This window comes from Streptomyces sp. NPDC054796, from assembly GCF_053611545.1.
On record NZ_JBSHAO010000033.1, the window covers coordinates 27,507 to 41,720 of the forward strand.

A 14,214-nucleotide genomic window follows, 5' to 3' on the forward strand; every position below is an offset into this window, starting at 1 on the left:
CCCCGGGCGGGGGCCGCCCTCCCCGCGACCCCCGACCCCCCGGCCGCGTGCGGGTGGCCTCGCGGGCCCCCCCGGCGGCGGCGGCCCCCCCCCCCCCCGGGGGGGCCACGGCTCAACCTCCCAGGAGGAAAGAACCGCGATGTCCACCACCACCCCCTCCGGCCACACCGCCCACCCGGACGGCCGACGGACGGACCTGAACGCCGTTCGCGAGGTCAGCTCCGCACTGAGCGCGGCCCACCAGTTCATCTACTTCGTCCCCGAAGCCGCGGAGGAGGCCGCGGAGTTCGGTGTGACCGAGCGCGGACCCGCGTACTTCGCGTACAGGTCGGCCGCGATGGGCGCGGTTCCGTGGCAGGTCGCGCTCGCGACCTTCTACAACTTCAGCCCGCGCGCGGTGCGGCCCATGGAGGGCGTGTGGGACGCCGCGTCGCCGGAGCGGTGGCAGACCGCGCGCTTCGCGTCCGCCGGGCGCGCGTTCCGGCGCGTCGGCCCCGAGCTGACGGCTGATCAGGTAGCGGAGGCGCGGTCGCTGATCGACCCCGTCGTCGCCGGTGCCGACTACGCGGGCAAGACACTGGCCGCCGCGAACGCGGCGGTCCCGCTTCCGGCGGACCCGCTCGTCGCGCTGTGGCAGCAGATCACGGTGCTGCGCGAGTGGCGCGGCGACGCGCACCTCGTCGTCCTCGCGCACAACGGCCTCGGCCCGTGCGACTGCACCGTCCTCCAGACCGCGACGGGCCGATTCCCGGTGAAGCTCGCGCGTGCCACCCGCCAGTGGGACGACGAGGAGTGGGCGGCGGCGACAGCCCGCCTCGTCGCACGCGGCTGGCTCGACGCCGACGGCACCATGACCGACGCGGGCACGGCGGCGCGCGAGCGCATCGAGACGGAGACCGACGAGCACTGCGCGGCGCTGTGGGAGGGGGTCGGCGAAGCGGGCGCGCGCCGCCTCGCCGCGCTCGTCAAGCCGATCAAGGACGCGTTCGACGCGGCCGGGACGTACGACATGCTGCGCTGAACGCGGCACGGCACAGCGCCCGTTCCTGGGGGTCGCCGGGCCAGGAAGCGTGCCGTTGTTACCTTCTCCCGTCGGCGTTCGTCATGAGTGCGACGGCCGCGTACGAGCCGAATACGAGCGGTCGTCGCACCCACGAGTGAACGGACGAACGGAGAGCAGGATGCTGAGCAACATCATGTACGTGACGGTCTACGTCACCGACCAGGAGCGCGCGCTGAGGTTCTACACCGACGGGCTCGGCCTGGAGAAGCGGCTCGACTTCCCGGGGCCCGACGGGCGCTTCCTCACCGTCGGCGTTCCCGACAGCCCTGTGCAGATCATCCTGTGGCCGCACGCGGCGACCGCAGGACAGCCCGTCGACGCGGACCAGCACGCCGCGCCCGGACCGCTGATCCTCGAATCCGACGACCTGCGGAAGGACTTCGAGGCCATGCGCCGGCGCGGTGTCACCTTCGTGGAGCCCGAACCCCAGGACTATCCGTTCGGGGTCCGCGCCGAGGCGGTGGACCCGGACGGCAACCGGGTCTCGCTCCGTCAGCAGCGGAAGCCGTGACCGCCCACCCGTCCTCGTCCGGCCTCGTGGCCGAGGCGTTCGAGGCCCAGCGCGACCGGCTGCGCGCCGTCGCCTACCGCGTGCTGGGCTCGCACGCCGACGCCGAGGACGTCGTCCAGGAAGCCTGGATGCGGCTCGTCCGGCAGGACGAGGCGGCCATCGGCAACCTGGCGGGCTGGCTGACGACCGTCGTCGGCCGGATCAGCCTGGACCTCCTGAGATCCCGCCAGGCCCGCCCCGAAGCTGTTTACGGGCAGGAGCAGCAGGAGTTCGCGCACCTCGTGGTGACGACGCCCGACGAAGGGCCCCCGCCGGACGAGCAGGCAGCGCTGGCCGATTCGGTCGGCCTCGCCCTGCTCGTCGTGCTCGACTCGCTCACCCCGAGCGAGCGCCTGGCGTTCGTCCTGCACGACATGTTCGCGGTCCCGTTCCGCGAAATCGGCCACATCCTGGGCAAGTCCGCCGACGCCACCAAGATGCTCGCCAGCCGCGCCCGCCGGAAGGTCCGCGCCACGGACCGCCCGGCGGGCCCCGGCCGCGAACACCGGGAGGCCGTCCAGGCGTTCAGCGCCGCCGCGCTCAGCGGCGACTTCGAAGCGCTGCTGCGTGTCCTCGACCCGAACGTGAAGCTGACCGTCGACACCCCCGACGGCATGGTCGTCACCCTCGGCGCCACCAAGGTCGCCGCCGGCGCCCGCATGTTCTCCGGCGAGGCCGCCCACCAACGCCCCGTGCTGGTCAACGGCATCCCCGGCCACATGTCCTGGCGCCCCGACGGGACCCCGCTCTCCATCGTCGTCTTCACCGTCACCGAGGGCCGGATCGCTGGCATCCACATCATTATCGACCCGGCCAAACTCGCTTCGGTCAGTACCCGAGTGTGCCGTCCTTGAGCGAGGTGAGGAACGCTGCCCACGCGGTGGGGGAGTGGTGTGCGGTGCCGTGGACGGGGTCCTTGCTGTCGCGGACGGCGCGTCCGCCGTCTGCGGTGACGGCTATTTCGACGCACTCGTTCTCGGCGCCTCCCGAATAGGAGGACTTGCGGAAGGGCGTGGCCAATGCTTTGTGGTTCATGGCTGCGAATGCTCCCTGGCGATGTGGGTGATGGTCTTCGTGGCGACATCGCTCAGAGGTCGAGCGTGCCGTCCTTGAGGGAGGTGAGGAACGCCGCCCATGCGGTGGGGGAGTGGTGCGTGGTGCCGTGGGCGGGGTTCTTGCTGTCGCGGGCGGCGCGTCCGCCGTCGGCGGTGATGGCTATCTCGACGCATTCGTTGGCGGAACCCCCGCCGGAGTGGGAGGACTTCCGAAAGGGAGTGATGACGGTCTTGCCGTTCATGGGACTTCGTCTTCCTCGGGGATGTCGGTGATGAGGCGTTGGATGAAGGTTCGGCTCTGCTCCGGCGTGAGAGCCGCAGAGCGCAAGGCGTCGAAAGTGTGCGCGTACGGCGTCGTCAGGTGCTCGTCCTCCAGGACCATGCTCTCCTCGTGCGTGTCCTGAACGACTGCCGACGGTGCCCATTCGTCATCGAACGAGAGCATGACGAAGGGTGGAGAACTTGTCGCGGCTGCCCAGTCGTTGAGCGGGAGAACCTGCAAGGTGATCATGGGCTGCTGGTGGAACCAGAGCAGGTCCAGAAGCTGCGCTCGGTGTGTCTTGGGCGATGGCATACGGGAGATGAGCGCGGGTTCCCAGATCACGGCCGCGAGGCGGGCCCCGGACTTCAGGAACTGCTTGCGCCGCTCCTGCCGGATGGCGACGAGGTGTTCGACGTGCTCGGTGTTGCTCCGGGTGGAGTTTGCTGAAGCGAGTGCCTCGGTGTACTCCGCTGTCTGCAAGAGTCCTGGGATGAGGGTCGTTTGCCACGTGCGCAAGTAAGTGGCATCCGCTTCCAGTGCGAGATAGTCGTGGAGTTTGTCGGGGACGGGCACCGGGTGGTCGGGCCACCAGCCGCGCTTTGTCGCGTTCCTGGCCAGGCGCTCAAGTTGCTCTCGTGTGTGCTGGTCATTCACCTCGTACAGATCAAGCAGGTACCGGACTTCCGCGACCTTGGCGGTGCTGACTCCGGTTTCGATGCGGCTGACCTTCGCGGTGGAACAGGCCAGTGCTTCGGCCGCGTGCTCTTGGTCGAGGCGGGCGGCCAGGCGGTACCGCTTGAGCGCAGCGCCGAGTCGTCTCCCGCGCATGGTCGGTTTGCGGTCAGCGGGCATGCCTCTCCTTTTGTCGCTGCTCTCAAGTGTGCATACCTCGACGCACTGTGCGGCAGGGGTTCGTCACGCTCAGAAGTTGGCAAACTTGCCACTAAGTTCACTTGCCAGATCTTAGCGCTTGCCTCTAGCGTGAGTTGCGTCACTCAGGGTGCCGCCGTCGGCGCGAAGGGTGATCAAGGTTCTGCCTGCCCACCGCCCCCACCGGGAGGACGTATGTCCGGGCGCACGCACATCACCCGTTTCCGTGTCCGCAAAGCGGCCGTCGCCGAGGCGCGTCGTCACGTCGAGGCGTTACTCGTCGAGTGGCGGCTCGGGCAGCTCGTCGAACCGGCCGTCCTCGTCACCAGCGAGCTGGCCACCAACGCCGTGCTCCACGCACGAGGCATCGCGGACTACTTCGAGTTGACCGTCCGGCGCAGGGATGGCGTGCTGATACTTGAGGTGACCGACTCCTGCACGTGGGAGATGCCGGAGCTGCGGAAACCGGGGCCGGAGGACACCGGCGGGCGCGGGCTGCTGCTCGTGGACGCGCTCGCGGAGCGGTGGGGGGTGCGGCCACGTGCCGGGGCCGGGAAGACCGTGTGGGCGCACCTGTCCGTGAGGGGCGGTGCGGACGATGAGGCGTGAGGGGCGGGTGCGTGATCTCCTGCTCCGGCCGGGGTGGTGGTGCGAGGCACGCGTCGTCCACGAGGACGGACGGCGTGCGTACCGGGACGCGTGCCGGGCCACCAGCGCCGGGCACGCCGCGATGTGGATGCGTACCGACGTGCGCACCCTGCTGCCCCGACTCGACGCGGCGGACGCCGAACGCGCGCACCGCTGGCTGCGCGCAGATGGCGCGCCCCGCGTCTTCGAGGCGACGGGCGACGCCGGGGCCGTCCGGTTCGCATGGAGCGTGCGCAGGGTGCTGTTCCTGCACGCCAGGGCAGGCGGCCCGTGACTTCCCGGTGTCGTGCCCGGAGCCTCGGACCCCCACGCCTCGGGCTCCGGCGCTTCGGGGCACGCAACCCCGTCGGACGACCCGGAACCGTCAGGCGCTCAGGCCCCGCAAAATCATCGTGCGGACCGCCGCGAACTCGTCTTCGATACCGGGCCGGGACCACTCCGCCGCGTGGGCCGGATCGTGGAAGCGGGCCGTCGCGTCGAACACGGCGCGGGCCACCTCCGACCCGGTGCCGATCAGCTTCGAGGAGAAGGCGCCCTTCAAGCGCCCCTCGTCGATGATCCGGGCGATCTGATCGACCAGCTCGTTGATGTGACGCTCCACGGCGCCGCTGTGCTCCTTGACCAGGGCCATGTACGTGGCGAACAGCTCCGGCTCGTCGCCCGCCTTGCGCCGCTTCGCCTCGAACAGGCCTGTCAGCCAGCGGTCCAGGCGCTTGTCCGCCTGCCCTGGCCCGGAGGTGAGCGACGCGAGTTCCTCGCTCGTACGGGACAGCCAGCGCTCCGTGACCGCCTCACGGAGCGCCGACTTGGTGCGGAAGTGGCGGTAGACGCTGCCGTGCGTGACTCCCAGCTCGCGCGCCACGTCCACGACGGTGGCCTTCGCCGCGCCGTACCGGCGAAGGACCTCTTCCGTGGCCGCGAGGATGCGTTCGGGGGTCAGTGATTCCGTCGCCATCGGCTACCTCGGCTCTCGTTTGCGGGCAGGGCGCTCGCGAGCCCGCACGCGGTTATTTCTCGCTGTCCAGGTGCGCCATCTGGTTGGCCGGATAGCGGTCACCCGCCGCGGCGTCCACGGGGACGGCGCGCTCGATGGCGGCGAGATCGACGTCGTCGAGCGTAACCTCCGCCGCCGACAACGACTCCGCCAGCCGCTCACGGCTTCGCGCGCCGATCAGCGGAACGATGTCCTCGCCACGGGAGAGCACCCAGGCGATGGCGGTCTGCGCGACGGTGAGGTCCTTGGCCGCCGCGATGCCGCGCAGCGTCTCGACGAGGTCCAGGTTGTGCTGGAGGTTGTCGCCGGTGAAGCGGGGGCTCATGCCGCGGAAGTCATTGGCGGCGAGCTTGCGGTCCGGGGACCAGTGGCCGCTGATGAGGCCGCGCGAGAGCACCCCGTACGCCGTCACGCCGATGCCCAGCTCGCGGCAGACGGGCAGGATCTCCGCCTCGATGCCGCGCGAGATCAGCGAATACTCGATCTGGAGGTCGCTGATCGGTGCGACGGCCGCCGCCCGGCGGATGGTCTCCGCGCCGACCTCGGAGAGGCCGATGTGACGTACGTGCCCCGCCTTGACCAGCTCGGCGATGGCGCCGACGGTCTCCTCGATGGGCACGTCCGGATCGAGACGGGCGATGCGGTAGATGTCGATGTGGTCGGTGCCGAGGCGCTGGAGGGAGTAGGCCGCGAAGTTCTTGACCGCTGCCGGGCGACCGTCGTAGCCGGTGAAGCCGCCCTCCACGGTGCGCAGCGCGCCGAACTTCACGCTGGTCAGAGCCTGTTCGCGACGGGCCGCCGGGGCGGTGCGCAGGGCCTCGTTGATCAGCAGCTCGTTGTGGCCCATCCCGTAGAAGTCGCCGGTGTCGAGGAGGGTGACGCCCGCTTCGAGCGCGGCGTGGATGGTGGCGAGCGACTCGGCCCTGTCCGCCTCGCCGTACAGCGCGGACATGCTCATGCAGCCGAGGCCGAGCGCGGAGACGGAGGGGCCGTGGGTGCCGAGGGTGCGGGTTCGCATGGTCTGCATGGTGACCAAGGTGGCATAACAGATGACAGATTTCAATATCTGTTATCCGTCATCTGTTACCTGTTACCCACGCCCCGCTCCCCGTTCCCCCGCACTCCGCCCCATGAGGGACAATGGGAGGTCTGTCCATGCCCGTACGCCTGGGAGAAAGCCCGTCATGACGCCGCAGCTCCAGATCGGTCCCCACAGCGTCCAGCCGCCGGTCGTGCTGGCGCCGATGGCGGGGATCACGAACGCGCCGTTCAGGACGCTGTGCAGGGAGTTCTCGGGCGGCAAGGGGCTGTTCGTCAGCGAGATGATCACCACGCGGGCTCTCGTCGAGCGCAACGAGAAGACCATGCAGCTCATCCGCTTCGACGAGACCGAGCGCCCCCGTTCCATCCAGCTCTACGGTGTGGATCCGGTCACCGTCGGCAAGGCGGCCCGCATGATCGCGGACGAGGATCTGGCCGACCACATCGACCTCAACTTCGGCTGCCCCGTCCCCAAGGTGACCCGCAAGGGCGGCGGCTCCGCGCTCCCGTACAAGCGACCGCTGCTGCGCGCGATCCTCCACGAGGCCGTCGGCAACGCGGGCGGGCTGCCCGTGACGATGAAGATGCGCAAGGGGATCGACGACGACCACCTGACGTATCTCGACGCGGGCCGCATCGCCGTCGACGAGGGCGTGACGTCCATCGCCCTGCACGGCCGCACGGCGGCCCAGCACTACGGGGGCACCGCCGACTGGGACGCCATCGCCCGCCTCAAGGAGGCCGTCCCGGAGATCCCCGTGCTGGGCAACGGCGACATCTGGTCCGCCGACGACGCCCTGCGCATGGTCCGCGAGACCGGCTGCGACGGAGTGGTCGTGGGGCGCGGCTGCCTCGGGCGTCCCTGGCTGTTCGGCGACCTGGTGGCGGCCTTCGAGGGCAAGGGCCCGGAGGCGTACGCGCGCCCCGCGTTCCGCGAGGTCGCTGACGTGATGGTGCGGCACGCGCGGCTGCTCGGAGAGTGGCTGAACGACGAGCCGCGCGGCGTGATCGACTTCCGTAAGCACGTCGCCTGGTACACCAAGGGCTTCTCCGTCGGCTCCGAGATGCGCAAGCGGCTGGCGGTGGCGTCGTCGCTGGAGGAGCTGCGGTCGCTGCTGGACGAGCTGGACCTCGACCAGCCGTGGCCCTCGGCGGGCGCCGACGGGCCGCGCGGCCGTACGAGCGGGCGCAACCGCGTCGTCCTCCCCGACGGCTGGCTGGACGACCCGAACGACTGCGCCGGTGGCGTCGGCGAGGACGCGGAACTGGACACGTCGGGCGGCTGACGGCGCACGGGTTACAGCTGACGGCTGACGGCTGACGGCTCATGGCGTAGCGACGCACCGTCGCGCCGCTGACCAGCCCGGACCGACGTCCGCCCGGCCCGCGCTGCGATACTTCCGCCCGTGAAGGCGATTCTCTACGAGGAGTTCGGGCAGCTCCCCGAACTCCGCACCGTGCCCGACCCCACCCCCTCCCCGACCGGTGCCGTGATCGAGGTCGCGGCGACGGGGCTGTGCCGCAGCGACTGGCACGCGTGGCGCGGCCACGACTCAGGGGTGGGGCTCCCGCACGTCGGCGGGCACGAGTTCGCCGGGACGGTGGTGTCCGTGGGCGCCGAGGTGCGGCGGCCGTGGGTGGGGCGCCGGGTGACGGTGCCGTTCGTGTGCGGCTGCGGCACGTGCGCCGAGTGCGCGACGGGCAACCAGCAGGTGTGCGAGCGGCAGACCCAGCCGGGGTTCACGCACTGGGGCTCCTTCGCCGAGTACGTGACCATCGAGCACGCCGACGGCAACCTCGTCCCCCTCCCCGACTCCCTCGACGCGGCCACGGCGGCGTCGCTCGGCTGCCGCTTCGGCACCGCGTTCCGCGCCGTGCTGCGCCAGGGCAGGGCGAGCGCCGGTGAGTGGGTGGCGGTGCACGGGTGCGGCGGGGCCGGGCTGTCGGCCGTGATGATCGCGGTCGCGAGCGGGTGCCGGGTCGTCGCCGTCGACATCTCGGCCGAGGTGCTCGCCTTCGCGCGGGAACTCGGCGCGACGGCGACGGTGGACGCGTCCGCCGTACCGGACGCGGGGGCCGCCGTCACCGAGCTCACGGGCGGGGGCGCCGCGCTCTCCCTCGACTGCCTCGGGCACCCGCAGACGTGCGAGGCGTCCGTACGGAGCCTGCGCAGGCGCGGCCGTCATGTGCAGGTCGGGCTGATGCCGCCCGAGCGGGGCGCGGCGGCGGTCCCCATGGACCGGGTGGTCGCCTACGAGCTGGAACTGCTGGGCAGCCACGGCGTCCAGGCGCACGAGTACCCGGCGATGCTCGCCATGACCGAGGCGGGCACGCTGCGTCCCGACCTCCTCATCCGGCGCCGGATCGGGCTGTCCGACGGCCCGGAGGCGCTGACGGCGATGGACGCGCCCGTGCCAGGGGTGCCCGGTGTGACGGTCATCGACGTGGGCGGTGACGTGGCCGGCGACGCAGAGGCGGACGGGGCTTAGCCGCCGCCGCTTCTGATGGCGGCACACCGCACAGGGCCGACTGGTGCGTCCAGCGAGTTCGTTCGAGTTCGGAGTCACGGCAGTGCTTTTCGACGTCACCCGCGGCGGACTCGCCGAGATCTTCGGCGAGGACCGGCTCACGACCCTGCCCGCCACCGCCTTCCCGCCCGCCGTCGCGGACACGGAGGGCGCCCGCCTCCTGCGGACCGTCGGCGTCCCCACCGGGACACTGTGGCTGCGTGAGCCCGACGAGGACGACGGCCTGCTGCCCCTCGTCCAGGACGTCGTCGACGTCGAGGACTTCGCGGATTTCGGGGACGCCGAGGACGCTGAGGACGTCGCGCGGGACGCGGGTGAATGGCCCGTCATCGCCTGGCTGCTCAACGCCCACCTCGCCCTCGACCCCGGTTCCGGCAAGGTGTACGCCTTCGATGCCGACGAGGAGACCGTGCGGGCACTTCACACGGACGTCTCCTCCCTCGTCCAGGTCACCCTCCGCTTCCAGCGCCTGCTGGAGGAGTTCACCTTCAGCGGTGACGGTGACGGCGGTGACGAGGAGACCGGCTTCGAGCGTCTGGACGGCGAGGTCGCGCGTATTCGCCAGGAGGTGAGCGGCATCGACCCGCTGCCCTTCCAGGACGACGAGACCGTCTGGTGGGCGGTCGGCGAGGAGATCGCCGCAGGTCAGCGCTTCCAGGGCAACAGCCCGGGAGCCCGCTCGCTCTACGGGTGACCGCCCGCCGCCCTCCGGGGAGCCGGGCGCTCCGTCAGACACCCCGTGCGGCGTCCGGCGCACCGGCCCCGCCACCGGAACCGGCGCCGCCCCCTCACCCTTCGCGCCCCCTCACCCCAGCGCCGTCCGTAGGGCCAGGGGTGTGGCGGCTGCCCATGCCTGGGGGGAGCAGGCGTGGGGGTAGGGGACCGGGTCGGGGTGGTCGTCGCGGCCGTAGCCCGCGAGGACCTCGGGGAGCCGGTAGCCGTGCCGGGACGCCGCCTCGACGAGGCCGTGCGCGACGGTACGGGCCTCCTTGTGGAGGCCGTAGCGGGCGAGGCCGAGGGTGATCAGCGCGTTGTCGTGCGGCCAGATGCTGCCCCGGTGGTACGAGAGCGGGTGGTACGGCACCTGGCCCGCCGCCAGGGTGCGGATGCCCCAGCCCGAGAAGAAGTCCGGTTCCAGCAGCCGCCTGCCCACGGTCTCGCCCGTCTCCTGGTCGAGGATGCCCGACCACAGCAGGTGCCCCGCGTCCGAGGCCAGCGCGTCCGCGCGGCGGCCAGTGCCGTCGAGGGCGAGTGCCGGGAAGTGCCGCTCCGCCAGCCAGAAGTCGGCGGCGAACCGCTCCCGCAGTGCCCCGGCCGCGCGGTCCAGGCGGTCCGCGTACGCCGCGTCGTCCCACACCTCGCGGGCCAGCGAGGCGGTGCGGCGCAGCGCGTCGTAGGCGTACCCCTGCACCTCGGCCACCATGACCGCGCCCTCGGGGCGGCGCCCGTCGGCGGCGCAGACGGCGCCGGGGGAGTCCTTCCAGTTCTGGTTGGCGAGACCGCCCTCGTGCGCCTGGTAGGCGAGGTAGCCGTGCTCGTCGAGCCCGCCGTACGCGAACATCCACTCCACGGCGGCGCGCGCCTGCCCCTCCAGGCGCCGGGCCAGGGCCCTGCCCGACTCGCCCGTCTCGCCGGGCTCCCGCGCGTAGGCGCTGAGCAGGACGAGATAGAGCGGGGTGACGTCGACGGAGCCGTAGTAGCGCCCGTAGGGGACCTGTTCGAAGAAGGCCAGCTCGCCGTGGCGCACCTCGTGCACGATCTTGCCGGGCTGGGCGAGCCGCGCGGGATCCTCGGCCTCCGCCTGGACGGCCGAGAGCGCGAGCAGGGTGGCCTCGGCCAGCGCGGGGCGGTAGGGGAGGGCGAAGAGGGAGGTGAGGAGCGAGTCGCGGCCGAAGAGCGTGAGGAACCACGGCACTCCGGCGCCGGGCACGCGCAGTGCCTCACCGTCCGGGCCGTACGCGGTGACCCGCAGCCCGGCGAGATCGACGAGGCCCTGTTCGCAGGCCCGGTCCAGATCGGTCCATCCGGTGACCGTGCCGCCCGCGTCTGTGCCGTCCCCCGTGCCGCCCGTGCCCGCGAAGTCGGCGACGTCGGCGGACAGCCGCGCCGCGACGGCGGCCGGGTCGCCCCCGTCGTCGGACGCCGCCGGCTCAGGGGCACCGTGCGGCAGCGCCGTCACGCGCAGCCTCAGCTCGGCCGTGCCGTGCGGGGCGAGTTCCAGTTGCCAGCACAGTTGCCGCGCCGGACCGCCCGTCAGCTCGACCGCCTCGGGTCCGGGGTCGGCGGCGACGGTCGTGCGCGAGTGCCACTCGCCGCGCCGGTAGCCGAACTCGACGCCGTCCGGGTGCGCTTGACGGGTGCGTACTGCGTGCGGCTTCTCGTACCAGCGGTGGTCGGAGCGCAGCTCGAACTGGTCGGCGAAGTCAGCGTCCGCGGTGATCGCCAGCCGTGCCGTGACGGGCTCGCCGAGGTTGCTGGTGAGCCGGATGCGCTCGACCAACGCGCCCGCCGTGACGGCCTGTTCGCGGAAGACCGTGTAGGCGGGCGGCTCCTCGCGGGTGCCGTGCGGCGTCAGTACGGAGGCGGCTACGGCGCCCGTGCCCGCCGGGACGAGGACGGTGGGCGCGCCGCCGTCGAGCGTGAGCTGCCAGCGGCTCAGATGGCGGGCGTCGCGCAGGAACAGCCCGTCGGGCGCGGCGCCCCGCGCGCCCGTGATGTCACCTCCCGGGCCGAGCAGGGCGAAGGTGCCGTCGTGGACGAGCAGGCGTTGGTCCGTGGCGTTCATCGCTTCTGTCCCTTCTCGGACATGGATGCGCGGTCGGGTGCGGGTGCGGATGCGGGGGCGGGCGCGGGCGTGTGTTCCGACGCCGCCAGCAGGTCGAGCGCGAGCGCGGCCGTCCAGCCGAAGTCGCGGGTGCCGCGCGCCCGCCCCGTGTACGGGTCGAGGTACTCGGCGAAGCCCGAGGAGGCGGCGGCCGACAGCGCGGAGGCGCGCAGCGCGTCGGCGCTCGCGGTCTCGCCGTGCCGGCGCAGCCCGCGCTCCAGCAGCCAGTTGACGTTGAACCAGGCGGGCCCGCGCCAGTAGCGGTACGGGTCGAAGGCGTGGCCGCGCAGGTCGTAGCTGGGCAGCAGCCGTACCCGGGTGCCCAGGCCGAAGTGGTCGCCGCGCACCGTGCGCAGCAGGGCCGAGGTCACCTCGCGGGGGAGGCCAGGGGCGAGGAGGGGCAGCAGCCCGGCCGCACTCCGCTCGGGGATCAGCCGTCCCCCGGCTGCGTTCCCGGCGTTCCCGGCGTCCCCGACGAGGTCGCGGCACAGGAACTGGCCGGCGTCCGGCTCCCACAGCCGCTCCACCAGCGCCTTCGTCAGCCTCCGTGCCCGCTGCCGGTGCGGGCCCGGGTTGGCGCCGAGGGAGGTGGCGATGCCGGTGAGGGCGTGCTCGGAGGCGATCAGCAGCGCGTTGACGCCGGGGTCCTCGACGGCGAAGGCGTGCGCGCGGCCCTCGCCCCTGGTTCCGCTCCCGCCCCCGTCCCGGTACCCCCCGTCCCGGTAGTCGGCGGCGAGGCGGACGTAGCGCCCGTAGTCGAGGTCCGTCGGACGGTCGTCCGCCGCGCCGTGGTCGAGGTCGGCGCGGCGGAAGGAGCCGGGCGCGGCGGGCTCGACGCGCTCCAGCGGCGCGTCCCAGCACGGGCTGTTGTCCATCCCCGGCTCCCAGGGGTGGACGATCGCGGCCAGGCCGTGCCCGCCGAGGTCACGGTGCTCGGTGAGGTAGCGGTGCCAGGCGGCCAGCCGCGGATACACGCGGGCCAGGAAGCCGCGTCGGCGCGAGAGCGCGGGGTCGGACTGGTGGACCAGCCACGCCGCGAGCGCGTGCACGGGCGGCTGGACGATGCCGGAGGTCTCCACTCCGCTCGGCGCCCCCGCGTCGGCCCCGGCAGTGGAGGAGCGCCAGAAGTCGGGGCTCGGGAAGTAGGCGCCGAGCGGCACGGAGGGGTTGAAGACGATGTGCGGGATACGTCCGTCGCCCCACTGCGCGCTCAGCAGCGTCTCCAGTTCGCGCTGTGCGCGCAGCGGCGACAGATGGCGCAGCCCGATCGCGATGAACGCCGAGTCCCAGCTCCACTGGTGCGGGTAGAGGCCGCGGGAGGGGACGGTGGCCGCGCCCGTCCAGTTGCGCAGCAGCACCCGGCTCGCCTCGCGGCGCAGCCCGCGAAGGGCGGCGGAGCCGGAGCGTGCCGCACGTGGCGGCGCCGCCAGGAGCGCGGGGCCCGAGAACGAGGGCGATGGCGACGGCGGTGTCATCCGGCCGCCCGCGCGAGGAAGGGGGGAATGGAGCGTACGGCCTGCTCGGGGTCGCCGGTCAGACGGCACTCGACGGCGAGATGCCCCTCGTAGCCCGCCGCCTCCAGCGCGCCGAGCCACGCCGCCCAGTCCAGGTGCCCGGCGCCGGGCTGGAACCGGTTGGAGTCGCTGACCTGCGCGTGCCCGATGTAGGGGGCAGCCGCGACGATCGCGCCCGGAGGGTCCGCCTCCTCGATGTTCATGTGGTAGCTGTCGATGCCGATGCGGACCGAGTCCAGGCCGACGGCCTCGATCAGCCCCGCCGCGTGCTCCAGCCGGTTGACCATGTGGTCCTCGTAGCGGTTCAGCGGCTCCAGGAAGAGGGTGACGCCCTCGGCGCGCGCGTGCTCGCCGAGTTCGGTGAGCCCGGCGAGCAGCACCTCGCGGTCGGCCTCCTCGTCACGGGGCGGCGTGAAGGGGGGCAGGCGGCGCGAGAACATGCCGTACGAGGCGGGCGTCTGGGCGCCCACGCCGCCGAGTTCGGCGATGACCGAGAGCTGCGACTTCATCTGTGCGACGGCGTCGCGGCGCAGCTCCTCGTCGAAGGCGCCGATGAAGTGGAGCATGTCCACGCACACCGTCGGCATGACGACACCGTCCGCCGCCGCCTTGCGCAGCTCGGGCAGCCGCTCGCGGAAGTGGAAGTCGCCCTTTCCGCGCAGCTCTATCGCGTCGTAGCCCGCGCCGCGCGCGAACTCCCACTTCTCCTGGAGCGTCTCCCCGGGCAGGAGCTGCTCCTGGCAGGCGGTCTTGAACATGCTGGGGCCTTTCCACGCGGTGCGGCGGCGATGAGCGGTAAGGGACGGGGTGGGTATACGGGACGGGGGCCGGGAGGGGCGCTGGGCTCGTCTCAGCACTCCGGCTC

The 14,214-nt window shown here is 72.3% G+C and carries 16 protein-coding genes; 8 read left to right on the top strand and 8 right to left on the bottom strand.

The genetic code is table 11. From position 1 onward, the window contains the following. Positions 1-139 precede the first annotated feature (139 nt). From ACWGJ2_RS25210 to ACWGJ2_RS25220, 3 genes are all read left to right on the top strand, one after another. Complete coding sequence (locus ACWGJ2_RS25210; RefSeq protein ID WP_453348487.1) at positions 140-1,021, top strand: SCO6745 family protein; 882 nt, start codon at positions 140-142, stop codon at positions 1,019-1,021. Positions 1,022-1,181: 160 nt separating this feature from the next. After that, positions 1,182-1,574 carry a VOC family protein gene (locus ACWGJ2_RS25215; RefSeq protein ID WP_453348488.1) on the top strand — a complete coding sequence of 131 codons (393 nt, stop codon included), beginning with the start codon at positions 1,182-1,184 and terminating at the stop codon, positions 1,572-1,574. Continuing rightward, entirely contained in the window at positions 1,571-2,467 is an 897-nt protein-coding gene (locus ACWGJ2_RS25220; protein ID WP_453348489.1) for a sigma-70 family RNA polymerase sigma factor, read from the top strand. The genes ACWGJ2_RS25215 and ACWGJ2_RS25220 overlap by 4 nt, the downstream gene beginning before the upstream one ends. On the opposite strand, the gene ACWGJ2_RS25225 is transcribed toward ACWGJ2_RS25220, so the two are convergent. The 3 genes from ACWGJ2_RS25225 to ACWGJ2_RS25235 are packed head-to-tail and all read right to left on the bottom strand — an operon-like array spanning position 2,442 to position 3,782. Then, positions 2,442-2,648 carry a DUF397 domain-containing protein gene (locus ACWGJ2_RS25225; protein ID WP_453348490.1) on the bottom strand — a complete coding sequence of 69 codons (207 nt, stop codon included), beginning with the start codon at positions 2,646-2,648 and terminating at the stop codon, positions 2,442-2,444. The two genes, ACWGJ2_RS25220 and ACWGJ2_RS25225, sit on opposite strands and share 26 nt — an antisense overlap. Before the next feature lie 52 nt (positions 2,649-2,700). Further along, complete coding sequence (locus ACWGJ2_RS25230) at positions 2,701-2,910, bottom strand: DUF397 domain-containing protein (RefSeq protein WP_453348491.1); 210 nt, start codon at positions 2,908-2,910, stop codon at positions 2,701-2,703. Further along, the gene (locus ACWGJ2_RS25235; RefSeq protein WP_453348492.1) at positions 2,907-3,782 is read right to left on the bottom strand and encodes a helix-turn-helix domain-containing protein; all 876 of its coding nucleotides are present in this window, start codon (positions 3,780-3,782) and stop codon (positions 2,907-2,909) included. Before ACWGJ2_RS25235 ends, ACWGJ2_RS25230 begins: the two co-directional genes overlap by 4 nt. 213 nt (positions 3,783-3,995) lie before the next feature. On the opposite strand from ACWGJ2_RS25235, the gene ACWGJ2_RS25240 reads away from it, so the two are divergent. Both ACWGJ2_RS25240 and ACWGJ2_RS25245 read left to right on the top strand, forming a co-directional pair. Further along, positions 3,996-4,409 carry an ATP-binding protein gene (locus ACWGJ2_RS25240; protein WP_453348493.1) on the top strand — a complete coding sequence of 138 codons (414 nt, stop codon included), beginning with the start codon at positions 3,996-3,998 and terminating at the stop codon, positions 4,407-4,409. Positions 4,410-4,416: 7 nt separating this feature from the next. Continuing rightward, a complete protein-coding gene (locus ACWGJ2_RS25245) occupies positions 4,417-4,722 on the top strand; it encodes a hypothetical protein (protein ID WP_453348494.1) in 306 nt (101 codons plus the stop codon). A gap of 90 nt (positions 4,723-4,812) precedes the next feature. Here the strand turns inward: ACWGJ2_RS25245 and ACWGJ2_RS25250 are convergent, their stop codons facing one another. Together ACWGJ2_RS25250 and ACWGJ2_RS25255 are read right to left on the bottom strand one after the other, a co-directional pair. Further along, positions 4,813-5,403, bottom strand: a complete 591-nt coding sequence (locus ACWGJ2_RS25250) for a TetR family transcriptional regulator (RefSeq protein ID WP_453348495.1) — start codon at positions 5,401-5,403, stop codon at positions 4,813-4,815. Positions 5,404-5,455: 52 nt separating this feature from the next. Then, positions 5,456-6,460, bottom strand: a complete 1,005-nt coding sequence (locus tag ACWGJ2_RS25255; protein WP_453348554.1) for an aldo/keto reductase — start codon at positions 6,458-6,460, stop codon at positions 5,456-5,458. Positions 6,461-6,626: 166 nt separating this feature from the next. Between ACWGJ2_RS25255 and dusB the strand changes: the two genes are divergently transcribed. The 3 genes from dusB to ACWGJ2_RS25270 all read left to right on the top strand — a co-directional run bounded on the left by dusB (position 6,627) and on the right by ACWGJ2_RS25270 (position 9,705). Further along, positions 6,627-7,769 (top strand): tRNA dihydrouridine synthase DusB, encoded by a 1,143-nt coding sequence (gene dusB, locus ACWGJ2_RS25260; RefSeq protein WP_453348496.1) that lies wholly within the window; start codon positions 6,627-6,629, stop codon positions 7,767-7,769. Positions 7,770-7,889: 120 nt separating this feature from the next. Beyond that, positions 7,890-8,972 carry a zinc-dependent alcohol dehydrogenase family protein gene (locus ACWGJ2_RS25265; RefSeq protein WP_453348497.1) on the top strand — a complete coding sequence of 361 codons (1,083 nt, stop codon included), beginning with the start codon at positions 7,890-7,892 and terminating at the stop codon, positions 8,970-8,972. Positions 8,973-9,054: 82 nt separating this feature from the next. Then, complete coding sequence (locus tag ACWGJ2_RS25270) at positions 9,055-9,705, top strand: SUKH-4 family immunity protein (protein WP_453348498.1); 651 nt, start codon at positions 9,055-9,057, stop codon at positions 9,703-9,705. 111 nt (positions 9,706-9,816) lie between these two features. On the opposite strand, the gene ACWGJ2_RS25275 is transcribed toward ACWGJ2_RS25270, so the two are convergent. From ACWGJ2_RS25275 to ACWGJ2_RS25285, 3 genes are read right to left on the bottom strand one after another with little or no spacing between them, the layout of a single operon-like run. Continuing rightward, positions 9,817-11,796 carry an amylo-alpha-1,6-glucosidase gene (locus ACWGJ2_RS25275; protein ID WP_453348499.1) on the bottom strand — a complete coding sequence of 660 codons (1,980 nt, stop codon included), beginning with the start codon at positions 11,794-11,796 and terminating at the stop codon, positions 9,817-9,819. After that, complete coding sequence (locus tag ACWGJ2_RS25280) at positions 11,793-13,310, bottom strand: MGH1-like glycoside hydrolase domain-containing protein (protein ID WP_453348500.1); 1,518 nt, start codon at positions 13,308-13,310, stop codon at positions 11,793-11,795. The genes ACWGJ2_RS25275 and ACWGJ2_RS25280 overlap by 4 nt, the downstream gene beginning before the upstream one ends. Continuing rightward, entirely contained in the window at positions 13,307-14,107 is an 801-nt protein-coding gene (locus ACWGJ2_RS25285) for a sugar phosphate isomerase/epimerase family protein (RefSeq protein WP_453348501.1), read from the bottom strand. Before ACWGJ2_RS25285 ends, ACWGJ2_RS25280 begins: the two co-directional genes overlap by 4 nt. Between the last annotated feature and the right edge of the window lie 107 nt (positions 14,108-14,214).